The organism is Peribacillus sp. BM1, assembly GCF_056679975.1.
Genome location: NZ_CM155259.1, coordinates 2,810,604 through 2,833,773, shown reverse-complemented (window position 1 = coordinate 2,833,773; position 23,170 = coordinate 2,810,604). Strand labels below are relative to the sequence as shown.

The 23,170-nt window shown below is 34.2% G+C and carries 28 protein-coding genes and 1 pseudogene; 12 read left to right on the top strand and 17 right to left on the bottom strand.

Annotation, left to right across the window (positions count from 1 at the left end; translation table 11 throughout):
• The first annotated feature begins 33 nt into the window (after positions 1 to 33).
• The 3 genes from tnpB to AC1MGI_RS13720 all read left to right on the top strand — a co-directional run bounded on the left by tnpB (position 34) and on the right by AC1MGI_RS13720 (position 3,080).
• Complete coding sequence (tnpB, locus tag AC1MGI_RS13730; protein WP_480345741.1) at positions 34 to 1,203, top strand: IS200/IS605 family element RNA-guided endonuclease TnpB; 1,170 nt, start codon at positions 34 to 36, stop codon at positions 1,201 to 1,203.
• 184 nt (positions 1,204 to 1,387) lie between these two features.
• Entirely contained in the window at positions 1,388 to 2,191 is an 804-nt protein-coding gene (locus AC1MGI_RS13725) for an alpha/beta fold hydrolase (protein WP_480345740.1), read from the top strand.
• Positions 2,192 to 2,873: 682 nt separating this feature from the next.
• Positions 2,874 to 3,080 carry a twin-arginine translocase TatA/TatE family subunit gene (locus tag AC1MGI_RS13720; RefSeq protein WP_062180367.1) on the top strand — a complete coding sequence of 69 codons (207 nt, stop codon included), beginning with the start codon at positions 2,874 to 2,876 and terminating at the stop codon, positions 3,078 to 3,080.
• Positions 3,081 to 3,870: 790 nt separating this feature from the next.
• Here AC1MGI_RS13720 and AC1MGI_RS13715 read toward each other — a convergent pair.
• Entirely contained in the window at positions 3,871 to 5,172 is a 1,302-nt protein-coding gene (locus AC1MGI_RS13715) for a protoglobin domain-containing protein (RefSeq protein WP_480345739.1), read from the bottom strand.
• A 231-nt stretch (positions 5,173 to 5,403) separates the two neighbouring features.
• Here AC1MGI_RS13715 and AC1MGI_RS13710 point away from each other — a divergent pair, with 231 nt between their 5' ends.
• Positions 5,404 to 6,465 (top strand): DUF3900 domain-containing protein, encoded by a 1,062-nt coding sequence (locus AC1MGI_RS13710; protein WP_480345738.1) that lies wholly within the window; start codon positions 5,404 to 5,406, stop codon positions 6,463 to 6,465.
• A gap of 341 nt (positions 6,466 to 6,806) precedes the next feature.
• On the opposite strand, the gene AC1MGI_RS13705 is transcribed toward AC1MGI_RS13710, so the two are convergent.
• From AC1MGI_RS13705 to AC1MGI_RS13695, 3 genes are all read right to left on the bottom strand, one after another.
• The gene (locus AC1MGI_RS13705; RefSeq protein WP_480345737.1) at positions 6,807 to 7,067 is read right to left on the bottom strand and encodes a hypothetical protein; all 261 of its coding nucleotides are present in this window, start codon (positions 7,065 to 7,067) and stop codon (positions 6,807 to 6,809) included.
• Positions 7,068 to 7,241: 174 nt separating this feature from the next.
• The gene (locus AC1MGI_RS13700; RefSeq protein WP_480345736.1) at positions 7,242 to 7,670 is read right to left on the bottom strand and encodes a S1 domain-containing RNA-binding protein; all 429 of its coding nucleotides are present in this window, start codon (positions 7,668 to 7,670) and stop codon (positions 7,242 to 7,244) included.
• An 89-nt stretch (positions 7,671 to 7,759) separates the two neighbouring features.
• Entirely contained in the window at positions 7,760 to 8,371 is a 612-nt protein-coding gene (locus AC1MGI_RS13695) for a sunset domain-containing protein (RefSeq protein ID WP_480345735.1), read from the bottom strand.
• Positions 8,372 to 8,528: 157 nt separating this feature from the next.
• Between AC1MGI_RS13695 and AC1MGI_RS13690 the strand changes: the two genes are divergently transcribed.
• Entirely contained in the window at positions 8,529 to 9,128 is a 600-nt protein-coding gene (locus AC1MGI_RS13690) for a hypothetical protein (protein WP_480345734.1), read from the top strand.
• Between the two features lie 468 nt (positions 9,129 to 9,596).
• Here AC1MGI_RS13690 and AC1MGI_RS13685 read toward each other — a convergent pair whose 3' ends face one another.
• Positions 9,597 to 9,797, bottom strand: a complete 201-nt coding sequence (locus tag AC1MGI_RS13685; protein WP_062180390.1) for a hypothetical protein — start codon at positions 9,795 to 9,797, stop codon at positions 9,597 to 9,599.
• Positions 9,798 to 9,951: 154 nt separating this feature from the next.
• Complete coding sequence (locus AC1MGI_RS13680; protein WP_480345733.1) at positions 9,952 to 10,116, bottom strand: hypothetical protein; 165 nt, start codon at positions 10,114 to 10,116, stop codon at positions 9,952 to 9,954.
• Positions 10,117 to 10,206: 90 nt separating this feature from the next.
• Between AC1MGI_RS13680 and AC1MGI_RS13675 the strand changes: the two genes are divergently transcribed.
• On the top strand, positions 10,207 to 10,455 hold the full coding sequence (locus AC1MGI_RS13675; RefSeq protein WP_480345732.1) for a hypothetical protein: 249 nt from the start codon (positions 10,207 to 10,209) through the stop codon (positions 10,453 to 10,455).
• Between the two features lie 649 nt (positions 10,456 to 11,104).
• On the opposite strand, the gene AC1MGI_RS13670 is transcribed toward AC1MGI_RS13675, so the two are convergent.
• The 3 genes from AC1MGI_RS13670 to AC1MGI_RS13660 form a co-directional block, all read right to left on the bottom strand.
• On the bottom strand, positions 11,105 to 11,302 hold the full coding sequence (locus AC1MGI_RS13670) for a DUF4017 family protein (RefSeq protein ID WP_480345731.1): 198 nt from the start codon (positions 11,300 to 11,302) through the stop codon (positions 11,105 to 11,107).
• Between the two features lie 60 nt (positions 11,303 to 11,362).
• Complete coding sequence (locus AC1MGI_RS13665) at positions 11,363 to 11,605, bottom strand: hypothetical protein (protein ID WP_480345730.1); 243 nt, start codon at positions 11,603 to 11,605, stop codon at positions 11,363 to 11,365.
• A gap of 746 nt (positions 11,606 to 12,351) precedes the next feature.
• Complete coding sequence (locus AC1MGI_RS13660; RefSeq protein WP_480345729.1) at positions 12,352 to 12,609, bottom strand: N-acetylmuramoyl-L-alanine amidase family protein; 258 nt, start codon at positions 12,607 to 12,609, stop codon at positions 12,352 to 12,354.
• Here AC1MGI_RS13660 and AC1MGI_RS13655 point away from each other — a divergent pair.
• Positions 12,548 to 12,694 (top strand): annotated as a pseudogene (locus AC1MGI_RS13655) (DDE-type integrase/transposase/recombinase); the annotation flags it as partial. The gene AC1MGI_RS13660 and the pseudogene AC1MGI_RS13655 sit on opposite strands and share 62 nt — an antisense overlap.
• Before the next feature lie 242 nt (positions 12,695 to 12,936).
• Here AC1MGI_RS13655 and AC1MGI_RS13650 read toward each other — a convergent pair.
• A complete protein-coding gene (locus tag AC1MGI_RS13650) occupies positions 12,937 to 13,371 on the bottom strand; it encodes a hypothetical protein (protein WP_480345728.1) in 435 nt (144 codons plus the stop codon).
• A 581-nt stretch (positions 13,372 to 13,952) separates the two neighbouring features.
• Here AC1MGI_RS13650 and AC1MGI_RS13645 point away from each other — a divergent pair.
• Positions 13,953 to 14,270 carry a hypothetical protein gene (locus AC1MGI_RS13645; RefSeq protein WP_480345727.1) on the top strand — a complete coding sequence of 106 codons (318 nt, stop codon included), beginning with the start codon at positions 13,953 to 13,955 and terminating at the stop codon, positions 14,268 to 14,270.
• Between the two features lie 379 nt (positions 14,271 to 14,649).
• Here AC1MGI_RS13645 and AC1MGI_RS13640 read toward each other — a convergent pair whose 3' ends face one another.
• Positions 14,650 to 15,321: an SOS response-associated peptidase gene (locus tag AC1MGI_RS13640; protein ID WP_480345726.1), complete on the bottom strand. Its 672-nt coding sequence runs from the start codon at positions 15,319 to 15,321 to the stop codon at positions 14,650 to 14,652.
• A gap of 62 nt (positions 15,322 to 15,383) precedes the next feature.
• Positions 15,384 to 15,539 carry a hypothetical protein gene (locus tag AC1MGI_RS13635; RefSeq protein WP_480345725.1) on the bottom strand — a complete coding sequence of 52 codons (156 nt, stop codon included), beginning with the start codon at positions 15,537 to 15,539 and terminating at the stop codon, positions 15,384 to 15,386.
• Between the two features lie 676 nt (positions 15,540 to 16,215).
• Between AC1MGI_RS13635 and AC1MGI_RS13630 the strand changes: the two genes are divergently transcribed.
• The 4 genes from AC1MGI_RS13630 (at position 16,216) to AC1MGI_RS13615 (ending at position 17,416) form a co-directional block, all read left to right on the top strand.
• Entirely contained in the window at positions 16,216 to 16,563 is a 348-nt protein-coding gene (locus tag AC1MGI_RS13630) for a YrdB family protein (RefSeq protein WP_480345724.1), read from the top strand.
• A gap of 63 nt (positions 16,564 to 16,626) precedes the next feature.
• A complete protein-coding gene (locus AC1MGI_RS13625) occupies positions 16,627 to 16,881 on the top strand; it encodes a hypothetical protein (protein ID WP_480345723.1) in 255 nt (84 codons plus the stop codon).
• A gap of 30 nt (positions 16,882 to 16,911) precedes the next feature.
• A complete protein-coding gene (locus tag AC1MGI_RS13620; RefSeq protein WP_062180425.1) occupies positions 16,912 to 17,103 on the top strand; it encodes a hypothetical protein in 192 nt (63 codons plus the stop codon).
• A gap of 130 nt (positions 17,104 to 17,233) precedes the next feature.
• A complete protein-coding gene (locus AC1MGI_RS13615; protein WP_062180427.1) occupies positions 17,234 to 17,416 on the top strand; it encodes a hypothetical protein in 183 nt (60 codons plus the stop codon).
• Positions 17,417 to 17,619: 203 nt separating this feature from the next.
• On the opposite strand, the gene AC1MGI_RS13610 is transcribed toward AC1MGI_RS13615, so the two are convergent.
• The 5 genes from AC1MGI_RS13610 to AC1MGI_RS13590 form a co-directional block, all read right to left on the bottom strand.
• On the bottom strand, positions 17,620 to 17,862 hold the full coding sequence (locus AC1MGI_RS13610; protein WP_062180429.1) for a hypothetical protein: 243 nt from the start codon (positions 17,860 to 17,862) through the stop codon (positions 17,620 to 17,622).
• 434 nt (positions 17,863 to 18,296) lie between these two features.
• On the bottom strand, positions 18,297 to 19,127 hold the full coding sequence (nadE, locus tag AC1MGI_RS13605; protein WP_480345722.1) for an ammonia-dependent NAD(+) synthetase: 831 nt from the start codon (positions 19,125 to 19,127) through the stop codon (positions 18,297 to 18,299).
• Positions 19,128 to 19,152: 25 nt separating this feature from the next.
• Positions 19,153 to 20,625: a nicotinate phosphoribosyltransferase gene (locus AC1MGI_RS13600; RefSeq protein ID WP_480345721.1), complete on the bottom strand. Its 1,473-nt coding sequence runs from the start codon at positions 20,623 to 20,625 to the stop codon at positions 19,153 to 19,155.
• A gap of 185 nt (positions 20,626 to 20,810) precedes the next feature.
• The gene (locus AC1MGI_RS13595) at positions 20,811 to 21,362 is read right to left on the bottom strand and encodes a cysteine hydrolase family protein (RefSeq protein ID WP_480345720.1); all 552 of its coding nucleotides are present in this window, start codon (positions 21,360 to 21,362) and stop codon (positions 20,811 to 20,813) included.
• 274 nt (positions 21,363 to 21,636) lie between these two features.
• On the bottom strand, positions 21,637 to 23,166 hold the full coding sequence (locus AC1MGI_RS13590) for an acyl-CoA carboxylase subunit beta (protein WP_480345719.1): 1,530 nt from the start codon (positions 23,164 to 23,166) through the stop codon (positions 21,637 to 21,639).
• Between the last annotated feature and the right edge of the window lie 4 nt (positions 23,167 to 23,170).

The window sequence follows — 23,170 nt, the reverse complement described above, 5'->3', positions numbered from 1 at the left end:
TTGGTATAATGAATGGTAAAATGTAAATAGGAGGTGAATAAGGCCTATAAATTTCACATCTATCCAAACAAAGATCAATCCATACTGATCAATAAAACGATAGGTTGTTCACGTTTCGTGTTTAACTTCTTTCTTGGTAAACAAAAAGAAATAGATCTCTATTGGTACGTCGTGGAAGAAATGAAACAAGATGGACAACTTCCTTCTAATGATTGGAAAGGTACATACTTGAATAAATACGAAACGGTTAAATTTCTACTTGAATCAAAAAAACAGTACACTTTTTTGAAAGAAGTAGATAGCATTGCCTTGCAAAAATCCGTTGAAAACCTAAGTGTTGCCTATAATCGCTATTATAAAAAACAGAATAAACAACCATGCTTTAAGTCGAAAAAGAACAAGGTTCAATCTTATACGACAAAGTATACGAACGGGAATATTTGTGTCATTGAAAACAAAGTAAAATTGCCCAAACTCGGGTTGATTCGCTTTGCTAAGAGTCGTGAAGTGAAAGGACGTATTGTGAGTGCTAGGATTCGTCACACCCCTCCTGGTAAGTACTTCGTGTCTATTGCAACCGAATCAGAAGTATCAGAGTTACCTAAAACAGAGTCAGTAGTAGGGAGCGATTTGGGGATCAAAGATTTTGCGATTCTTTCAGATGGAACGATCTATTCGAATCCAAATTTTTTCCGTACATTAGAAGAAAAGCTAGCCAAAGCACAACAAATTGTGAGTAGACGAACACTAGGGGGTTCAAATTGGTACAAAGCTAAAGTCAAAGTAGCACGTATCCATGAAAAAATAGCAAACGCTCGAAAAGACTACTTAAATAAAATTTCAACCAAGATTGTCAAAAAACACGACATGATTGGGATGGAAAATTTGTCAGTATCTAATCTGCTTAAAAACCATCATCTTGCCAAAGCCATTAGTGAAGTATCCTGGTCACAATTCAAAAGTATGATTGAATACAAGGCGAAATGGTACGGGAAACAAGTCGTAACAGTTGCAAAAAACTTCCCTTCCAGTCAACTTTGTTCATGTTGTGGCTATCAAAATGAAGACGTTAAAAATCTTGAATTGCGTGAATGGGATTGTCCAGAGTGCCATACCCATCACCAAAGAGATATTAATACAGGACGAAATCTTAATACCGAAGCGATAAGACTTCTAACCGTAGGGACTACGGAGATCGCCTAACCCATAACTGATCGATAGATTGGTGTTCTTAGGAATCCCCCACTTCAAATTTTCATTAGAAAATTAAGTGGTGGGTAGTTCAATTGGTCAGATAATTCAGGGATAAACGTTGTAAATAGTTTCGAATATCTTATCATTTTCTTCATCACTTGATCCATATACTGGTGAATAAGAGGGTGATTTAATGGCCTATTATATCAAGACTGATAACAACGTAAATATTTTTGTAGAGGATATTGGAAATGGGAAACCAATCTTATTTATTCATGGCTGGCCTGTCAATCATAAAATGTACGAATATCAGTTAGATGTTTTGCCTAAATACGGGATTCGCTGCATTGCACTTGACTTACGTGGATTTGGAAAATCAGACCGCCCCTTTAGCTCATACTCGTATAACGAAATGGCTAATGATATCCGCGGGGTTATTGACACGTTAAAATTAACTAATCTTACTTTAATTGCCTTTTCAATTGGTGGTGCCATTGCCACCCGTTATATGCCTAGACACGCCGGGTACAATATTAGCCAATTAATTCTTGCAGGCGCTGTAGCCCCATCGTTTGTTCAAAGGAATAACCTTCCGTATGGAATGCCGGTTTCGGCAGTAAATTCAATTATTAGTCAAGCCTATCAGGATCGACCAAAGATGCTTGCTGAATTCGGCAAGATGTTTTTTGCAAGTAAAATTAGTCGTGAATTTAACGACTGGTTTTTGACACTTGGTTTTGAAGCATCTGGTCAAGGGACAATTAAGGCTACTGAATCCTTACGTGATGAAGATTTAAGAAACGACTTAGCTGCAATCAGGATTCCAACAACTATTCTGCATGGTAAAAAAGATCAAGTATGTCCGTATGAATTAGCTCAGGTGATGCGCAAGAATATCCCTCAGTCTAAACTCATTCCTTTTGAAAATAGCGGACATGGCCTTTTTTATGATGAAAAAGACAAATTTAGTCAAGAACTGCCAAAAGTATTGTTATAATTTTTATTTGAATGAGCTCCCTTTGTAGGAACAATTCTGTTCTTTCATAAAAAGATTAAAATGTTGTTAAGAAAGATTAAACGAATAAAGACAATATATTAATGAATTGGCGGAGTCACAAACAGATACTGAATCCTTAGAATTGATGAGATTCATGTACTTCAGCTGTTTCCTGAGATATGAAAAATCTTAAGCCATATATGTAGAGCACTCCCATACCCAAGAATTTGATCCTTGGATACGGGAGATTTCTTTTGGAATATTAAAAAAACCAGTTCTATAAAGAACTGGTTTTGTCCCTAACAATTAGGTAGCCGCCATTGCCGTAAGCTCAGTAATAAAGTTTTAAACCACCACTCCTCAAAGTGGGTGTTTGCAAAAACAGTCCTGTATGTCCTCAGTCAGTGAAAAAGGCCTGACATTCTTGTTTTGATATAAAACTCCCTATTACAGCTTAAAGGTTAAAACTTAATTATCAATACGTACAACGCAGCTTGTATTAGTATAATATCTGAAATGAACAAAGATTGCAAGCCTAAATGATTGAGAAAAATACAATTCATTTCAGCTTTTCATTAGATGGATTATAAGGATTGTTTCTCCTACTTACGATGTATATCCACCTTGCAAACGCTTGACAAAGGTCTATAATAATAGATATCTACACAAGAGGAGTGAAAATATGTTTTCCAATATTGGTGTGCCAGGTTTAATTCTCATCCTTATATTAGCACTTATCGTCTTTGGTCCTAGTAAGCTTCCTGAAATTGGACGAGCCGTCGGAAATTCACTACGGGAATTTAAAAAAGCGACAAAAGAATTAACAGATGATATTAAAGAGGATGTAAAAGAAGATATAAAAATTGCAAAAGAAGTTTCAAAAAAATAAACGTCATTTCCAATAATGGTTAGTTTGTGCACACTACACACAATTAATAGTGTTTATAACCGAAATCCGAGATCTAATTACGTGTTTTTTAGGGTAACTTAGTTTCCATTTATTACATTGAAAAAGACGCCTGCAAAGCAGGCGTCTTTGATGCGTTTGCGGCGAGAAACCGTTGGGCCACATCCCTACGTGCGTTAAGCATGTTCCTCGTCTTATGCAAATTAGCTCATCGCTTTATTAATATACCATTTTTTCAATCAGCAAACAAGGTTTTTATTTGTAGAATTTTAAATAGCACACTGGTAGCTATTTATTGAATAAAAAATATACATTAGCATAATTTAAAATTCTTATTTAATAATAGTAAATCTCTTTTCTTTTCTAGCTTCCTTATTCCCCTTAAAGAAATATTTTTTACTTTTACTTTTTTGAGAATAGGAGTAAAATTAATATTCTAACGAGGTTAATGTTGAAATAACTATAAACTCAATATTTTTTCAGATGAGATCTGAATTTCATTGGAAATTCGGATTTTTTATAACCAAAATGTTTATTTGGCTTTTTACTTTATTTTTTAATTGACTAGAGAATTATTATATATTCTAACGAGGAAATTTTCAAAATAATATTTTTCAAAATAATGGAGACGTCTCAAAATCAAAGGTCAGACCTCGCAACAACTAAATACAGCACAAGATTAGTGTATGAAACACCGCATACTGATTTAGAGTGCCAGGTCTTTATGGGACACTCTCATTTATCTTTCGATTCAGATCCCTTAGTTTTCAACTTATAAATTTGTCGTTAAGCGACTTAATTCATCTGAAGAAACGGCTACTTTATCAAACCCAGAGCTAAGACTTTGGAAGATTTCTGTAAAATCGGTCATTTCACCAGCTATATTCATATTTTGTTTCATTACTTTTTCCATCGCAGATAGAATTTGATTAAAAAACACCGTCGTTTCTACAGAATGTTCCTTTGCATTCTTCATATCATCCTTGACTGAGTTTATAAAGGAGCTCATCTCTTCTGTATAAGATTGGATTCCACTAATTAACAATGAAACTTCAGATACTGATTTCTTCGTATTTTCAGCGAGCTTCCTTACCTCTCCCGCTACGACAGCAAACCCTTTGCCATTTTCACCAGCTCTTGCTGCTTCGATTGCAGCATTCAACGCCAATAAATTTGTTTGGTCAGCGATTTGTGTAACCATTGTAACGACTCCATTTATTTTAAGCGAAGTATTAGTTAAGTGCTCCATCTGGTTAGAGAATTGATTCATAGCTTCTTGAGAGCTGAGCATCAACGTTTCAACATTTTTCAAAAGAGTAACTCCTTCTTTTGACTTTTGAACAGTATCAATTGCAATATTGGAGCCTACCTCTGTTAAAGATTGAATTTCACTGATTTTATTCTGGATTTCTTGTGTAGCAGCATTCGTTTCTTCACTGACTGCCGCCAATTCATGAGTGTTTGTTTGTATAGTCGTTTTAATAACTTGTTTTTCCGATTCAACTTGGTTACGGATCTCTTCACTTTCCAATTCATAAGCTTCCAGAACGATTTGTTGCTCTAAACTTAATAGTTTTGTGATTGCAAGTACGATTTCACGGTACTCTTCAATAGTTTCTGTCATTGGTGTAACCAAATCAATTAATGATTTTTGTAAATCTTGAAAGGCACACATATACCATTTTGGTTGCAACCCAATTCTAACATGGACATGTGCGATGATATTTCGTTGCTTTATGTATTCATCATTAATTTGTCCATTGAACATTTCATATATATGGCGGAACAATGTTTTTTTCAACCGTTCAACTGAACTATTATCTTGTATGATTCTCATCAGTCCCGGCTGTTTTTCTAGATTTAGATAGAAGTTACCGACAATCTCTTCTAAATTTTCTTTAACCACTGGCTGAAACGAACGCGCAATACATAAATCTCTTTTCGTTAGTTGAATCATGTCCATTTGAATTAAAACATCCTGATAGTTTTTAATATTAATCTCAACGATCTCTTCATATTGATCGTACAAGTTTTCTTCTTGCTTTTTTTTGTTTCTCTTAATAAATGGGTTCATTAATCTTAGCTCCTCAAAACTGTATTAAATCGTTTAATTATATATCGGTAAATATTTAAAAACTTTAACAACGGTGGTAAATTTAACACTCGCTTTCATGCCAATTAATGAATACTATTTCTTAATGATTGAATATCCCTGTTCTACCCAAAACTAAAACATGCTCATTGACGGAACAAGCACGCATTCTTATACTAAATAAGCATGAAATAAAGAAAATAGGTGAATGCAATGGATTTTTCAATACAATATTTATCCTTTTACGTTATATCTGTCGAGGGGAAAGGTGATCAGACGGACAAACGATATAAGCATTTCCAAACATTGGACGAAGAAGAGTATGAAGAAAGTTCACTCAAGGATTTCCTTGATGGGGAATTAATGAAGATTAGCAAGCGTAAAGTAGATCGGCATCCAAAAGCTGAACAAGTTCCAACTAAAATTGGCTTTTTTATCGTCGAGGAAGGTCATGAGTTAGACTCTAATCCAAACTATAATTTATTCAATCGTGTTCGTTTTGCGGACTCAAAGGAACAATTTCATGAAGAAAATGAGCAATTTGTCAGCGCCTATTTAGACACAAGTGCAGTTCGCGGTGGGGTTTTTCTCATTGCAAGTGCAAAATTAACAAAATACTTTGATGAACCATTCGTATTCCTGCTTAAATGCGATTTCGAACCTAAAGTCGCTTCCATCTCGGACGAAGCAACTTTAATTCGCAACGTAGAAATGGCCATCACAACGAAAAACATGAAATCCATCCAATATCCCTACATGCCAGAAGAAGGCATGGTTGAACCTGGCGAGCTGAAAATTCATCAAGCTTCACATGCTCGTTATTTCGAAGATTTCTTGAAATTCGTTGATTACGGTGAATCCATGCCAGAAATCATGAAAGCACAAGTCATGAATATGGTACAGGAGCATGTTCAAGAAACATTCGCTGATAACAGCGAAGAACTGCAACAATTTGAACAGGCGATGGAGGTTTGGGAAGCGAGCGAAAAACGTGAGATTCAAGAGCGACTCGACACACATCAAGTGATTGAAGCTACAGCACAAATCGTTGAACATACACCTGATGCAGAAATGCGGATGACACTTGGGAATACTTCTGTGAAAGGATTGCTTTCTGATTTCGGCGAGAATGTTCATTTAGGGAAGATTAATGGTCGATATGTGTTGCTTGTTGATGCTGAATCCATTGTGTTTGAAAAAGGCGTGTCACCGATTGAATTTCATAAGCCTGATGACGTGATGGCGATTTTAGAGAGGATTAGGCAGAAGGAATAGGTGGAATAAGTGATTATTAAAAATATAGCGTAAAAATTACAATTTAGTGACCAAATTAGTGACCTCTCGTAGGAGCTATAAGAGGCTGATAATACAGGGTTTATTTCCATTTTAGTGACCGCATTAGTGACCAAAAATTATGCTCTTGGTCTGTGTAAGGTTTCCTTTAAAGGATAAGTTGATTTTAAAAAAAGAAGCCAGTGGATTATTACCCATTCACTGGCTTCTTTTTTATAACACACTTCCTAGCTTGAATTTCTCTCAATACTGAAACTAATTATTTTATTGAAGATAGTAGTGTTGAGGAAGTATTAGACATTATTGAAGTTTCTTTTTAAATTTTAGATACTATAGTCAAGACATTTGACCAATTCGATAAATCTGAAATTATACAAAACCCTGATGAAGCTATGCTTCTTATGCAATTTTCTCTTCCCTCTCAAGGTAATGAAATTCTCTTCTTCATACTTCCTGAACGCCTCACCAATTAAAAAATGCTCATGGTTCATTCTATTCTCAATTTTTACTGGCTTCTTTGTTAAATCCCCAAAAACGTAAATGTAGTCTTTAGTTACATGAATTTCCGCTTGTATCCTCTCCATACTATCCTCCAAATTTTATTACTTAATAAATTCGGGAGGATAGTATAATAGTCCTTATTACAATTGTGTAAATTATTTTATACTAGAGGCAAACTAAGGGAAAAATCTTCTTAAATATTTACATTACTATCTCTCAACCTCATTTAAAGATGAAATTACCTGTTTTATTATATTTTAACCTCTTCTTCCGCCTCTACCGCCACGTTTTGATTCAGTATTGCGTTTAAGAGAAGATAAGTTTTCTTCACTGGACTTTAAAAATTTGGACATTTTATCATCAAAGGTTTCCCTTGGTTGAAAATTACTTTTTGGTCGATTATCAGTCTTACGGAACGGTTTCTTAGTATAAGTTTCACGTTGTCCTTCTGGTTTATCAATAGTTTGTTTGATCGATAAAGCAAGCTTACCTTCTTTTTCACTTAAGACTTTTACTTCAACTTGATCTCCAATTTTAAGATGATCATTAACATCTTTGACATAACTATCTGCAACCTCACTAATGTGCACAAGACCCGTTATGTTTCCTGATAATTCTACGAATGCTCCAAAAACAGTAATCCCTGTTACTTTACCTGATACTTTGCTACCTACTTCAATTGACAATTAATTTCCTCCTAAAAATAAACAATACTTTATTATAACAAATTTCAATACCTTATTATAGACATATATCGATAATTATACCGTTTCCACTATCTCTTTGATTTTCTATAGCCAGCTTCCCACGCTTCCGCTTGAGTGCAAAAAGTTTCTTCTGGTTTTGTTTCATCATAAAAGTCTCCTCCAGGTAAATGATAAATCTTCTCTCCAGAACTAGAAATATTACCACGAATATTTCTTTCGCAACTTTTAGTATCTGATTTCCTAACATCTTTTGCATCATCTATTGCTTCCTCTTTAATCTTTGCTTCCTTTTCTTTAGCTAAAATAAATTCATCAAACACTTTTTGATTTATTTGACACGGAACTCCATCATAGTTATCATCTAAGAATTCTGGATCGCTATATTTATTATAGTATTTACTATACCAATAATCCAAGAGCTCTTGATCAGAACTGAATTTAGCACATGCCGCTTGGTTCTTATTAATACCTACTTGTTTTACTTCTTCATTATTCTTTTCTTCAAATTTTTCCATAAAACCAGAAAAATTAATGAGCAAATAACATCCAATTAAGATTAACAATACTTTCCCAAAGAAAAATAAACACCCTGCGCATCCTTTTTTCTTTTTCATATCATTGTTATACTTTAGTATTCTTTTTCTATACTTTTCTATCTCTTTTTTATACTTATCTAACATTTGGAAAATCCTCTCTGTCAATCATGTTGAGATCCGAATGTAAGTTTATCATAGCTTTTCGTATTAGAACATATCCTAAAAATTGTTAGTATTAAAAGAACAGATAAAGGAGCGAGAACTACGAGAAAAGGATTTTGACGATTACGAATGACCACGGTTGGACATTGGAACAGTTAATCAAATTCACAGTGATTTAGAAAATTATGTGGGATCACTAGATTCAGAACTATCCAATGATTCGGAAAAACAATTTGAGTTGATTGATAAAATGGGAGAATTAGATTTAAAGGCTGCACCTTATTTTAAAAATAAAAATGTTGTGTCTGCTGCAGCTATGAGCTGGCGCTACGGTGATATTTTATATTATGGCATTGGAAATAAAAATGCAGGTGGAGAAAAATCATTCACTGGTCATACAGCAGTATTGTCTACAACAGACTATTACGTTATAGAAGCAGCTAGAACTGCGAACAATGGAGCAAAAGTTCATCATTGGAACAGAGATAAATTATGGCAAGGTTCTAGTGGAATTAAACAATATAAAGTTACAAGTAAATTAGGAACAGAAGCAACTACTACAGAACGAAAAAGCGCTGTTAATTTTGGTTTGAATCAGGTAGGAGAACCATATGCGATAAAAACTACAATTTGGTCTACTGATGCTTGGTATTGTTCTAAGTTAACAAATATGCAATGTGGGATCAAACTGGTTATAATTTGCAATCTTCAAGTGCTTATTCTATTGAAGGTCTTTTAGCAGTAATACCTCTACATATAGTTTCTGATGCGAATGTTCGCCTTGCAAAGAGCTGGGGAACATCATTACCAGGAAAAATTTAATACAAAAGGATATTTATGAATAAAAAATACAAACTTATAATTATATCATCTATTGTACTTATCGTATTTTTAATTAGCTTTAAAATTTTTAGGACAGACGTAGATAGAATTACTATAACAGGAATTGAGAATTTTAATCCAAGTCCGTCAAATATAAAGGAGTTTAGATGAATATTTTCTGAAGTCTCCTCTTCCTTGTCTTCTCCTTAATATGTGTCAAATTCATCCGTTTTTGATACACAAACCAAACAAAGAATCCCATTTATTAAGAGGACTCTAGTTATATCTCTTTTTATATACCTTAAACAGCCTTTATAAATTCTTTTGGTTCTAATAACAAATGTTCTGTATTATACAATTAAAAAAGTACCCCAAAAGGATACTCTTAAACTTCACTATAACTTAGTACTTTAAATTCGGTAGATGGGCGTCCTATGACTCTTGACAATTCGTCTTTTACATTCGTATACATATCGTTTTGATCTTCAGTATATTTTACACTAACGATGGTATAGTTATACTGTTTGTTTGGTACTAACCTAGCACCAACACGGTCAAATAACATATATTTCACTTTATAACTCATAGTATCATCTCCCTATTGTACTTATTTCGGCAAAAAGGAGATAAATTCCTGCAAATAAAAGGCACCCAAAGTAGAATGCTTCGATAATTATTTATTATAACCATACGTTGGAGTTAGCTCACTAAGGAATCTGTTTTAATATACTCCATGAATCTTAAAAATGATTTTGTAATCTTAAAAATGATTTTGTAATCTTAATTTCACCTCCAGCATATTCAAAATATGGTCCTGTAATTTCACTAATAAAACCTGTTCTTTCTAACCTTTTAATAATAAAATCAATATCTTCATTGTCAATACCACAATTTTCTCTCTCCATCTTAAACTCGAAGCAAATTGGAAATCATTTTGATCAGCATTGACTTCTTTAGATAGGTATTTATACAAAATTTTATTAGGGGGGGTGGAAATGAACGATAACACAGATAAATCTAATGTTGGTTATACGATTTTTAAATCAACAGGAGTACGTCATGAATTTCCTCAAGTTGATTTAAAAACTGATACTGTACAAGTTCAAGGAGACGTTGATAAATTGGGAGATTTAAGCATTGATAGAGACTCTTACTTTGATATGTTCAAACAACAGGCAAGGTTTTTTATTGATAACAATATCTCTAATACCAAAAAACATTATGATGAATTAAGAAATAATTAATCTTCCTAAACTACCATGAAAATAAGTTTCTTCAAGATTAGAAAAATGACAATACTTAAGAAGACCCTGCTTAATCGTTTAAAAAAAGAGGAGAGCGATAATTAATAAGTTTATGGATTAGGGTTGACTGGATTAAGGTCAGTATCAGTATTGACACATCCTATCCATTTTCATTCTCTGTGGTGCAGCACTGATTTTGTGCTGCATGGATGGCTAACGAGGGGCTTTAATTAAATAAGGTGTACAAAAAAAACGCCTCTTAATGGGGCGCTTTTTATGTTGAACTTTTTATGATTTTTTCTACATCTTCTTGAACTTGAATTTCAGGTCTCCTACGAAGTTCTTCTAGATTTATATCTCTTTCCTATTTCACTAAAATTGTGATTTTATGAAAAAAACACAAACCGTAAACTAAAGGTTTACGCTAATGCCCTTAAAATTTGAACTTTCTTTTTTTCTGATCCGGAATATTTATTTTATATCGCCTTTATATTTAGTTGGATGGTTATCTCCGCTGTAAATCACTCTATAATGCTATATAGATTGGAAGATTAAACAAAAAAGCCCACTGATTAGTGAGCAATAACGGCTGAAATATCTACTTTGTTAATATGCAAAAATACTCATTAATTGGCCATTCACATCTTATTTATTCATTTTTCTTTTTTAAATGTTTTTTGTTCAAGTATAGTGTGATTAATGCAACAACGATTAAAATTGGAATTGCATAAAGTTGCCCAACAAACAATTTCCAACCTACTGCATTATAACCTTCAGAAGCTGGAGATAAAACAGCAATAATACATACAAGTAAGTAGGCTAATAATGGCGGAACAATATATTTCATTAGATCCTACTCCTTTCATCCATACATTCACATATAAATTTTATTTGGCAATTATTCAATTTAATTATGAATGTATTCTTCTACTGTGTGCTCTACACGCTTAACTAGATTACCTTCATCACTATAGTATTCATTAATAATTTTGTGATTAGGTTGCAAGTTGTATTTTTGAATGAGATAGTTAATTTTCACTATTTGCTGATATTTTATATATTGATTAGAATCATTAACTCCTTCTTCATGAAGATTGGACAAATAGTTATTTGCGAATTTAATATTTTCTTTGATCACGATTTGATTCAATGTAGCTACTCCCCTTAACTAATTTAGTATCCCGTACACATTCTATACGTATGTAGCAAACGGAGAGATATTCCTAGATATTTTTGTAATTAAAAGAAAAATATTATTACCACGGCTCCGAATTGATAAATTCACTCCTATTTCCCATTCCCTAAAATCTTGTCATATTTTTCAGATTTAGTTTTTGTTACTGAATCATTTATTTGAATTGGTTTAACACTTTCTACACCCAAACCATTAATACCTATAGATATTTATTAAGCAAGTTGATGACTTCTGCAAAACTAATAAACAAAATTCCTGATACCGAGCCTGACATAGAGAAGATTATTACTGTTGACCATTTCATCGTCGGTTTATATAAGCCTTCTTCATAACCTAGAATGAAACCGATAACTATTCCTATAATTATTGTAATAATTCCTATAAAATTTAATAACTTAGAAATTGAATTTCCATTTCTCCACCCCATATAGATAGCTCTTGTCCATACTCATTTTCCAATTATTTTCCTATTTCGACTTCCTTTTCTCTCTCAAAGTAATGAGATTCGCTTCGTCATACCTTCTAAAAGCCTCACCAATTAAAAAGGTTCATGCAGTTTTCAATTTTTACTGGCTTCTTTGTCAAATCTCCAAAAACGTAAATGTAATCCTTAGTTACATGAATTTCCGCTTGTATTTTCTCCATAATTCCCCTCCCAATTCCTTACTTATCATATTCATCACCAGCGTTTACATGATTGCTTATAAAACATCTGCATTAGCCTTATTGGCGATAGCAGTACGTTCAGATAGTTCTATACATACATTTGTGGCCCGCGTGAGAGTAGTTTCATGATCTGTATAGTTATCATCAAGATACTTTTTCATTTCCTTTGAGATATCCAGAACAATGCTTTTTTCTTGCCAACCATTGAACGCAGATAAACCGCAATCTGTCTGGGTTTCAGATATCACATATATTCCTACTTCTAAAGGCTGGGTGTATTTAGCGAGTGTCATGGATTTATATTCTCGTAAAATTATTGGATGGGAGGCTGATAAACAAATGGCAAAGGAATTGACTCTGTTGGCTCTTACTCGAGCGTACAATTACTGGCAGCCGAAATGAGAACTGTTACGACAAACCTAATGTTTTTGAAAGACGTTATAGCTAACTCAAGGTGAATTAACAGGTCACCAAGCAAAAGCGCGGTAGATGATAAAATCAAATAAAATTGTGTCTATTTTCTTAACCTATTACCATTTAACATTCTCCCTTCAAATTTAGACAAAAATAAAAAGCACCCGAAATGGATGCTAATCAAATTAAATTCCTCATAATAAATATTAAAGATGAACTTTTCCATTAGAATCTTTATCAGTAAACCTCGTTAATAACCTTTTAATTAGTAAGAAGATCGATGAAATTATCACAAAACCTAGAAAAAATACAACGAATCCCCATAATCCCACAACAGCATCTTGAAATTCCATATTGCCTCTCTTTGTAAGTGCTTGTTGTATTTCAATTGCAAAAACTAAAACGACCATAAACGTGAAACTATATATAAACGATAATATTGTAATCCCAAAAGGCAGTTTGGATATAAATTTTGATACAATTAGCACAAAAACAAATACAAAAATTCCAATAATACCCATAATCCAAAAATGTAAATCTTTATCATTTAAACCTAGATTTAAATGATTACTAACGTAGATTTGAATAAAGTCATGGATATTATTAAGTAATTCTGCCAACTTGAGAATTGTTTCTTTCATTTTTATACTCTCCTTTACTGATTACTCCTTCATATTATAACAGTAAAAGAAATCATCTTCCTGAATACTTCTCTCTATAATTTTAATCATTTCATCATTCAACCCAATCACTTCTCTTATATTCTTTTAAGCTTCCCTAATTAATGAGTGTGTGTCTTCAAACACCTTCAGCTAGCCTTTTAATTTAAAAACTTATATATTGAAAATAAATGGCCCAACGATGTACAAGTTATGTCCCAAAAATGATGGCTTACTTTAGAACTCGAGGTGCAATTCCTGTAAAGAGCTATTCATCACTTGAACATCTTTACATCGGTTCACCTCTTTTCCCTCTAGCTGTTGTGATTTATATATTCTAGCGAGCTATTCTATGTAATATTTTTATTATGGTTTATTTTTCAGCTAATTGCCTTAATAACTTCCGATCAATTTATTTCCTAATCTACCGTCCGTTTTATAACACTTTAAATCAATTCTTTATTCCTTATAGTAATCAAAATGTAAAAGGTTTGTCATTGGAATACCCTTGTTATTAGGGATCTTTACGTATACACTTTATCTATTATTGAGGAGTGATGAAATTGAAAGAAGTAACTGTAGATAAATTAGTTTTTAAGGAACATCTATCGATAATTGAACAAATGTCACTGAAAGATATTATGTTTAAGTGGCTTGGCAAACCAGAGGAAGGAATAGATGTAGTTCTTCCTCTTGAGTATTCACAAACCTTCTTTGCAAAAATGGAGACACCACCAGAAACAAACTTAATGATCGAACGTGATGAAACTTTTAGATATGTTACTTTAACTGAAGATAATCAGATTGTTATTGGAGTCTTAGATACCAACTATGAATTAAAGTTTAGAATCTTTTATTTGGAAGAACGATTGGGAGTGTAAGCAGTGTAATATTCCTAATTGGAAGTATTTTTTTCATTGGTTTTGTTACTATTCTTATTTAGTAGCAAAACCGATGAGTAATTAATAAAATAACAATCCTATCAAGTTTTTAAATACTCCATTCACCTGAAAAAATCTATATTATTCCCCCCTTTTACTATGTTGTTTGTATGAAAACTACGTTTATTTATCTTCTTATCGTTTCATCCTCTATACTTGGTAATCCCGCATCATAAATTCAACATCGAGCTAAGTTACAGAATAAAATCATTCCGTAGAAAAACATCTTACTTAACGGAAAATCTCCTAATAAATTGGAGGAGTTAAAGCCTAATCCAGCTCTTGATTTTTCCAAATGAAAAGAGGCCAAATAAACTACTTAACATATTTGTTCTATCAAGTTAGCTGAATTATTCTTAGGCGAGTTAACTTCGGATGATACCTCAAATGCCTCCATTTGTTCTGAATCAAATGGTTTTAAGTATTGTTGTAGAAAATCAGGATCGTTAATTGAAGGATCTAACCATACTTTTTGATCTTCAGGTTTAAGAATAACAGGCATTCTATCATGAATAGTAGACATTAACTTATTTGGAAAAGTAGTGATAACCGAACAAGTGTAAATGGTTTTACTTTCAGGTGATTTCCATGATTCCCATAAGCCCGCCATTCCAAATGGAACGCTATCTTTTAGTTTGATTCGCATAGGGATTTTACGTTCGGGTGTCTTTTTCCATTCATAAAAGGAATCGGCTAGTATTAAACAACGTTTCTTTTTGTATGCGTTCTTGAAACTTGGTTTCTCTGCTAAAGTCTCTGCCCTAGCGTTGATCATTTGGTACCCAATTTTTTCATCTTTAGCCCAGAAAGGAATTAAGCCCCAACGAAGATAACCAAGTCGATTCTTAGAACCATCATTGATTATTGAAAGAACAGAGTGTGAAGGAGCTACATTGTAACTGAATTGATAATCGTCATTAAACGGAGCTTGAATATCAAAACGGGAAATAATTTCTTCTATGTCAGTGAACAAAGTAAAGCGTCCGCACATAATTTCACCTACTTGTATGGATAGTAAGGTTGTTTCTAGAAAATGAGCTTGTCGGTAACATATTAACGCTCTAAAATTCTAATATCTGTAAATGATTGGTTGAATAATTCGCTATTTATTAATAGTGCTCCAAGTACATCTCTTTCATCTTCAGCTTCAATTACATCTGATAAAATTATCGTACTACCATTCTTAACCGTAACATTATATTCGTTCATAGTATCACCCCTAAAAAGTAGATATGTATTCCGAGTCTAAAACATATTCTAGTTAAATGATAACCGCATAAGTTGAATTTCAATATTTCCCCTGTGGCAGATTGTCTTATTAAGCCTTCCTCCATTTGACTCTTCTTCTCGTCTTAGTATCAAAAACTCTTCAAGTATTTCGTTATTTATTACAACCGTTTATCCTTCGAATAAACATACATTATTTCAACATATTCTGTTTTTCACATCCTATCCCACTTTAATACCTTCTACACTAGATGGTTATTCCCTTTTATTTTCTATCTTTTTCACTAGGTAGCCTTCTTTCCCTTTTAAGGTGTCATAGTACATTTACTTTTCGATTTCACAAGTTTCTTTGTCAAACTTCCGAATCAGTAGATTTAGTTATTTGAATTTCTGATAGAATTTTTTCTATATACCGCTCCATATTTTCTTACTCATTTCATTCAAAAAATTTGTAATATAGTTCTTGTTATAATTTTGTAAATATTTGTAGTTAATAAATCTGTGTATCCACTTTATAGACTACAATACATCTATAAGAAATTATCGTTCAAAAGGAATCAGTTGTAACACAATTTCACCGATGATTAAAGCATCATTTGCAAACGATTGAATAAGCATTTACAAGAAGAAAGAAGAACGGTTAAGAAAGGCGGAGCTAATGGTGATTCTAGATGCAGCCAAATTGATAAACTTAGGGCTTAGATTTATCTTAGAAATTTGTGCACTCGTTGTATATGGATACTGGGGGTTTAAGATAGGGAACACTGGATTCATGAAGGGTTTACTATGCATTATTATCCCAGTGGGCATTGCTGTTATATGGGGAGTATTTGGCTCTCCAAAAGCGAGTATTCAGTTATCAGAGCCACTTCATTTAGTTTTAGAAATACTTATATTCTTAGTACCAGTAGGACTACTTTTAAGCTTAAATGAGATAAAATTAGCTATTGGTTATGGAATTATTGTGATAATAAATAGAATTCTCATGTACATTTGGAGTCAATGAGTTTTTATTCGAATCAGTTGAACCATGAGAAGATCTATACTATTATTTAAGGAAGGGGACAGTATGTACTATTTGCTTACGAATGAACAAGTTCACGAGTATTTAAATGAAAAAGACTTCACAGAATCCACAGAGCAAGAGTATAAGACTGATCGTGAGCAACATAAGGGTAACGGTTTATTAGAGACAGTTTGTTATGCCAACAATCACAATGTAGAGAGATATTTACCTTCATATCTTAAAGAGAAAGAGCATAGGAAATACATCATAATAAAACTCCCGACAAAACGATTAGAAATAAAGGCATGGGGCTTTTAGTAAAAAGATTAATTAAAGGAGACTAATAAAATGAGAGATATAATCCATGAGTGTTTTGTTGATGTACTGGGTACTGGTCCATCAGAACAACAAATTGATGAAGTGTTGAAAAATCTTCCATCTGAAATTAAATTACTTGCTGAACAACTTGGGGAAAATGATGCAGAAGTTCGAGATACTATATATGTCTGGGTAAATGAGAATATTAATGATTTCATTTAAACGATTTGAATGATTAAAGTATATTCTTGCATACAACACTGTAAGACGTATGTTTAAGTTATCATAAAAACAATTAACCACATCAAGCAAGTTAATAGAACAGGTTCTCGCTTAATTTAGGGTGATAAATGTGAAGTTGTTTAAATTAATTGAAAATTATCGCAATATGTACAAAAAAGGTACTAAATTCTTTGTAATTTCCGAATCGGAATTCATTGGCGTGAAAAGCTATGTACTGCAATCTGAAGATATGAGTGGTAAGATCGTAGTCTCTGAAGAAGAATTGAGAAAAAAATTTATTGCTTTAAATTAAATGAATCTTGATTTGTAGGCAGCTAATTAAACTTTTTAAAATCTTCTGCTATACTGCCTTCATCTTTTGAAATCATAAAATTCTCCTCTCCTTCTTTAGATTCAGTTATATTTGCCATAATTTAATTGGTTTTTCTGTTTATATAAATAGACAAGTTATTTTAGATTCGTACACTCTAAAATAACTTGTCCCCTATTTACATATTAGAATAGACGGACAAATTCAGAAATTCCGAATACACCTAAGTCTATGTTCGATACTAATACAAATCGATTAGACAATAAACAAATTGATGCTGTAATGAGAGATTGACCAGCATTTAAATTGCAGGGCTTCGCACTTCCAATCACTGTAGCCTCTACAATTGTAGGTGTGAAAGGTGTTAACAGATTTCTTTGCCAAAGTATAGTTACTACATCCGGGCGTCTAATAATACTAGCAGACATATAATTCACCTCTTTTCTAAATGATTAATATAGTTAATGCTAATTCGGACAGCTTGGCTCATTCATTTGTCATGTTTCACTAAAAAAGGCGTTTTTCACATAATTTATTTAAAGTGGGAGGGTAAGGTACAATACTGATTGAATTTCATATATGGTGTTATTCGAGTGGCGACATCAGAAGTTGTATGAAATCATTGTGATAATCTTGTATGTGTAACTACGGGCGACACATTGCTAGATCTGAGATAATTAATGAGATTTTTAATAATTCAGAAAAAATGTCTCTACTTTCAAGTAAAGAAGAATCCCCAAAGTTCACCAGGTAGACACCATCCAGAAAACACTTAATAGATAACTAACTCAAATATGATTAACTATGTAAAAAAAACAAAAAAATTTGCTCCTGCCGTTGCAAGAGCAAATTTTCTTGTTTCTTATTTCCACCACGTATCATAAACCGTTATCGCATGGTTCCGTTTATGTTCTGTTTTCTTATACCAGCCTTCGATTTTTTCAGCCGCATCTTCTTTGACTTCCTTGCCTTCAAGGTAATCATCAATATCATCATAGGTAACCCCTAAAGCCACTTCATCAGGAATTTGCGGTTTATCATCTTCCAAATCTGCTGTTGGTACTTTTACATATAAACGTTCTGGAGCATTCAGATATTTTAGAATTTCTCTCCCTTGTCTCTTATTCAAACGATAAAGAGGGATTAAGTCTGCTGCTCCATCTCCGTGCTTTGTATAGAATCCTGTTACTGCTTCCGCTGCATGATCAGTACCCAATACAACACCGCTATAAATTCCGGCCAAATCGTATTGAACTTTCATTCTTTCACGTGCTTTAACGTTTCCTTTTAAGAAATTATTCAGCTTCTCGCCTGTACCGTCTTCTACTGCTTTAACTGAAGCATCAACGGCAACTTTAATATTGACCGTTACCGTCTTACTCGGCTGAATAAATTGCAATGCCAATTGACGGTCATCTTCATCTACTTGAATGCCATATGGCAGGCTGACAGCGATAAATTGATACTCTTCCTTACCTGATTCGTCATTCAATTCATTCACTGCAGTTTGAGCAATATACCCACATAAAGTGGAGTCTTGCCCACCTGATATGCCTAGTACAAGACTTTTTAGAAATGAATATTTTTCAAGATAATTTTTGAGTAAATCGACACTGTTTCTAAATTCTTCTTTCGGGTCAATCGTAGGCTGTACTAATAATTTTTTTACAATTTCTTTCTGTAAAGGACGCATAGTCTCCTAAACCTCTCTTCCCAGTTCATCTAGTCCATAGCATTTCTTTTACTTTATTTGTCGCTTCTTGAATGTTCTTCATCTTATTGTCCCAGCAGGCTTGACTTAAATCAACAGGGTATTCCTCAGGATTAAGTGCGCGCAAATATTCAGGCCATAGAACAGATAAATTCGCTTTTGAAAATTCCCTTATTTGTTCAATATGAGGCAGTTCGTAGACAAGCTGACCACTGATAAAAATATCTTCATGCAAATCAACTGCATTGAAATCGGTGACGAACTTGCTTAAAAATGTGTGAACGGGATGAAACAGCTTTAATTTCTCCTCTGCTTGAGGATTCTCGTTTTCCATAGCGATATAATCGCCTTCAGAATGTAAGTTTATTGAATTGATAATTCGGTAGACACGTTTCAAACCCGGTGTTGAAACTTTTTCTGGATTCGAGGAAATTTTAATCGTATCGATCATATTCCCGCTTTCGCCTTCAATCGAAACCATCTTATATACGGCTCCTAAAGCTGGTTGGTCAAAAGCAGTAATAAGCTTTGTTCCTATCCCCCAGATGTCTATTTTTGCTCCTTGTTGCTTCAAGTTAATAATTGTGTATTCATCCAAATCATTAGAAGCAACGATTTTCACATCAGGATATCCTGCTTCATCAAGCATTTTTCGTGCTTCTTTTGATAAATATGCTAAGTCCCCGCTGTCTAAACGAATACCTATAAAGTTAATCCGATCACCAAGTTCCTTGGCAACCTTAATCGCATTAGGGATGCCCGAACGAAGGGTATCATAGGTATCAACTAAAAATACGCAGTCTTTATGTGATGTGGCATATTTATAAAAGGCGGTATATTCATCCTTGTATGCCTGGATCATGGAATGAGCATGTGTTCCTGAAACAGGGATACCAAACACCTTTCCTGCTCGCACATTGCTTGTTGAATCAAAGCCAGCTAAATAAGAAGCTCTTGCTCCCCATAAAGCAGCATCCATTTCTTGAGCCCGTCTTGTGCCGAATTCCATCGCTGATTCTTCGCCAATCACTTGCTTAATCCGTGAGGCCTTAGTAGCAACAAGCGTTTGAAAATTTATAATATTAAGAATGGCAGTTTCAATGATTTGCGCTTGCCCAAGCGGAGCCTCCACACGTAAAATCGGCTCATTAGCAAATACAAGCTCACCTTCCTTCATACATCGAATCTGACCCGTAAACCTCATGTTTTCCAAATAAGCAAGATAGTCCTCTGCATATCCAATTTGCTCTCGTAAATACTCTATATCAGAGTGGGAGAAACGAAAATTCTCAATATAATGAACGACTTTTTCAAGACCTGCAAAGATTGCGTAGCCACTGTTAAAAGGTAGCTTTCGAAAGTAAACTTCAAACACGGCCATTTTATTGTGAATATTGTCTTCCCAATAGGTTTGTGTCATATTGATTTGGTATAGATCTGTATGAAGTGCATAGCTATCATCCATATATGTATTCCCCATAAAAACATCCTCCCGCACAGCAGTGTTAAAATGTACTATCCCCTGCAATGACGGAGAAAATCCCCCTTTTTTAAGAACAACCAACATTCTTTGACGAATTATATCATCATCCATATCGTCAAAATTTCCACAGACTTATCCTCAAATAAGATGTAGGTAGGTTTTCTATTCCTATTTATTTTTACTTAGAGCAAATTTGCTCCTAGTGAGTTTTTAAAGTGGCGTAAAGCCCATTCATGCCCAGCCTGGTCAAATGATGCTACTGCATCTTGGTAGATCGAGATTGTAAATCCTTGATTATATGCATCTACAGCTGTATGAAGCACGCAAATATCTGTACAAACGCCTACAAGGTACACATCGGTTATACCGCGTTCTCGTAATTTGATACTGAGGTCTGTCCCGGAAAATGCCGAATACCTCGTTTTATCCATATAATGAACATTTGCTTTATTCTTATTCGCTTCATATATATTTTGTAAAGAACCGAACAAATCCCTTCCCATTGTACCTCTAATATTGTGCGGTGGAAATAGATTCGTTTCTGGATGATATTGGTCATCCTTTTCATGGATATCAATGGCAAAAAAGACCTCATCACCCTGATTAATAAACTCTTTCGTAATATCTACAATTCTTCTTTCCAATTCTTGACCAGGCTTACCACAAGTTAAAGAACCATTATCTGCGACAAAGTCATTTGTATAATCAATATTAATTAAGGCTTTTTTCCCCATTCCCTCACTCCCTAATATACATAATTATTATTATACTATACTCCTTACACTTGTTTTTCAATAACTTTACCTGCTTTCATGCCTTTTATAAGGCGTCAGCAATTGAAAATTGGATGATTGGTAGTTTGGAAATAGACAAAAAAATGAGGCTGTCCCAAACGTATTTGGTCAGACCTCACAATTACGATATGCAACATAATAAAAGTGTACATCTGTGCAATGCTCGAAATTATACTCTTTTCAGACAGATTCACAATATGAAAAGGCTTTGTATCTAGACTGGGTAAACCCCATGCTTTCTCTGTGTGAATGAAAGTTGTTTACTGTTATATGCGGTAAACCTGCGAATCAGCTCTGATCGGAGTTGATTTGGCTGGACGATATCATCGACAATCATTTCTGATGCTAGCCGATATATATCGATATCCTTTCGATATTCTTCACGCTTCAATTCGATAAATGCCGCTCGTTCTTCTTCAGGTAATGCGTTAATTTTATTTGCATAAACAGCATTGACAGCAGCTTCCGGACCCATGACGGCAATGGATGCACTAGGCAATGCCAAACAACAATCTGGCTCGAAAGCTGGACCTGCCATTGCATATAATCCAGCGCCATACGCCTTTCTCACTACAACGGAAATTTTCGGTACTGTCGCCTCACTCATAGCGGATATCATCTTCGCTCCATGACGAATAATACCCGCTCTTTCCACCTTAGTACCAATCATGAACCCAGGAATATCAGCTAAAAATAATAGTGGAATGTTAAAGGCATCACATAATGTAATAAATTTGGCAGCTTTATCAGCAGAATCATGGAACAGAACTCCGCCCTTTACTTTCGGTTGATTGGCGATAACGCCCACTGATTGACCATTCATTCTTGCCAAACCTGTAATGAGTTCAGAAGCAAACAGTTTTTTGATTTCACAGAAGGAGTCCTCATCAATAAGCTGATCAATCAATTCATACATATTAAATGGAGCATTTTGATTGGCCGGAATTATTTCTTCTAGTGTCTTTTCCGACGCTACAGGAAGACGAATTTCGGATGCAGACGGCTTTTGTTGATAATTTTCAGGAAAATAAGCCAGATAACGACGAGCAAACGCAATCGATTCTTGTTCAGAATTTACAAGAACGTCGCCACATCCAGAAACACTGCAATGCATTCTTGCTCCTCCCATTTCTTCCTCGCTCACTTTTTCACCGATGACCATTTCTGCCATTCTTGGGGAGCCAAGATACATTGATGCATTACCTTCGACCATCACAACAATATCACAAAAGGCGGGAATATACGCACCCCCAGCCGCAGAAGGGCCAAAAAGGAGGCAGATTTGTGGAACTTTTCCAGACAATTTTACTTGATTATAAAAAATTCGACCTGCTCCCCTTCTTCCAGGAAACATGTCTACTTGATCCGTAATGCGTGCTCCCGCTGAGTCAACTAAATATAGGAGTGGGACATTTAATTTCTCAGCTGTTTCTTGAATACGGATTATTTTTTCAACCGTTCGCGCTCCCCATGAGCCAGCTTTGACTGTAGAATCATTGGCCATTACACATACGGTTCGTCCGTCGATTTTCCCTATTCCAGTAACGACTCCATCAGCAGGCAGGCCGTCACTTTCACAGTTTGCAAAAAACGCGTCTTCGATTTCCATATCGTCATCTAAAAGTAAGCGTAATCTGTCACGAACAAATAGTTTTCCTTTTCCCATATTTTTCTCATGGTATTTTTGTAAGCCACCTTGTTTTATTTGTTCGGTGGCTTGCTGTAACTTTCCTACAGTTGACATGTGT

Bases quoted from the DNA above. Each gene is read 5' to 3' on its own strand.
- AC1MGI_RS13725 (WP_480345740.1), top strand. From the start codon at position 1,388: ATGGCCTATTATATCAAGACTGATAACAACGTAAATATTTTTGTAGAG.
- AC1MGI_RS13720 (WP_062180367.1), top strand. From the start codon at position 2,874: ATGTTTTCCAATATTGGTGTGCCAGGTTTAATTCTCATCCTTATATTA.
- AC1MGI_RS13715 (WP_480345739.1), bottom strand. From the start codon at position 5,172: ATGAACCCATTTATTAAGAGAAACAAAAAAAAGCAAGAAGAAAACTTG.
- AC1MGI_RS13710 (WP_480345738.1), top strand. From the start codon at position 5,404: ATGGATTTTTCAATACAATATTTATCCTTTTACGTTATATCTGTCGAG.
- AC1MGI_RS13705 (WP_480345737.1), bottom strand. From the start codon at position 7,067: ATGGAGAGGATACAAGCGGAAATTCATGTAACTAAAGACTACATTTAC.
- AC1MGI_RS13695 (WP_480345735.1), bottom strand. From the start codon at position 8,371: ATGTTAGATAAGTATAAAAAAGAGATAGAAAAGTATAGAAAAAGAATA.
- AC1MGI_RS13685 (WP_062180390.1), bottom strand. From the start codon at position 9,797: ATGAGTTATAAAGTGAAATATATGTTATTTGACCGTGTTGGTGCTAGG.
- AC1MGI_RS13680 (WP_480345733.1), bottom strand. From the start codon at position 10,116: ATGGAGAGAGAAAATTGTGGTATTGACAATGAAGATATTGATTTTATT.
- AC1MGI_RS13675 (WP_480345732.1), top strand. From the start codon at position 10,207: ATGAACGATAACACAGATAAATCTAATGTTGGTTATACGATTTTTAAA.
- AC1MGI_RS13670 (WP_480345731.1), bottom strand. From the start codon at position 11,302: ATGAAATATATTGTTCCGCCATTATTAGCCTACTTACTTGTATGTATT.
- AC1MGI_RS13660 (WP_480345729.1), bottom strand. From the start codon at position 12,609: ATGACACTCGCTAAATACACCCAGCCTTTAGAAGTAGGAATATATGTG.
- AC1MGI_RS13650 (WP_480345728.1), bottom strand. From the start codon at position 13,371: ATGAAAGAAACAATTCTCAAGTTGGCAGAATTACTTAATAATATCCAT.
- AC1MGI_RS13640 (WP_480345726.1), bottom strand. From the start codon at position 15,321: ATGTGCGGACGCTTTACTTTGTTCACTGACATAGAAGAAATTATTTCC.
- AC1MGI_RS13635 (WP_480345725.1), bottom strand. From the start codon at position 15,539: ATGAACGAATATAATGTTACGGTTAAGAATGGTAGTACGATAATTTTA.
- AC1MGI_RS13630 (WP_480345724.1), top strand. From the start codon at position 16,216: ATGGTGATTCTAGATGCAGCCAAATTGATAAACTTAGGGCTTAGATTT.
- AC1MGI_RS13625 (WP_480345723.1), top strand. From the start codon at position 16,627: ATGTACTATTTGCTTACGAATGAACAAGTTCACGAGTATTTAAATGAA.
- AC1MGI_RS13620 (WP_062180425.1), top strand. From the start codon at position 16,912: ATGAGAGATATAATCCATGAGTGTTTTGTTGATGTACTGGGTACTGGT.
- AC1MGI_RS13610 (WP_062180429.1), bottom strand. From the start codon at position 17,862: ATGTCTGCTAGTATTATTAGACGCCCGGATGTAGTAACTATACTTTGG.
- nadE (WP_480345722.1), bottom strand. From the start codon at position 19,127: ATGCGTCCTTTACAGAAAGAAATTGTAAAAAAATTATTAGTACAGCCT.
- AC1MGI_RS13600 (WP_480345721.1), bottom strand. From the start codon at position 20,625: ATGGGGAATACATATATGGATGATAGCTATGCACTTCATACAGATCTA.
- AC1MGI_RS13595 (WP_480345720.1), bottom strand. From the start codon at position 21,362: ATGGGGAAAAAAGCCTTAATTAATATTGATTATACAAATGACTTTGTC.
- AC1MGI_RS13590 (WP_480345719.1), bottom strand. From the start codon at position 23,166: ATGTCAACTGTAGGAAAGTTACAGCAAGCCACCGAACAAATAAAACAA.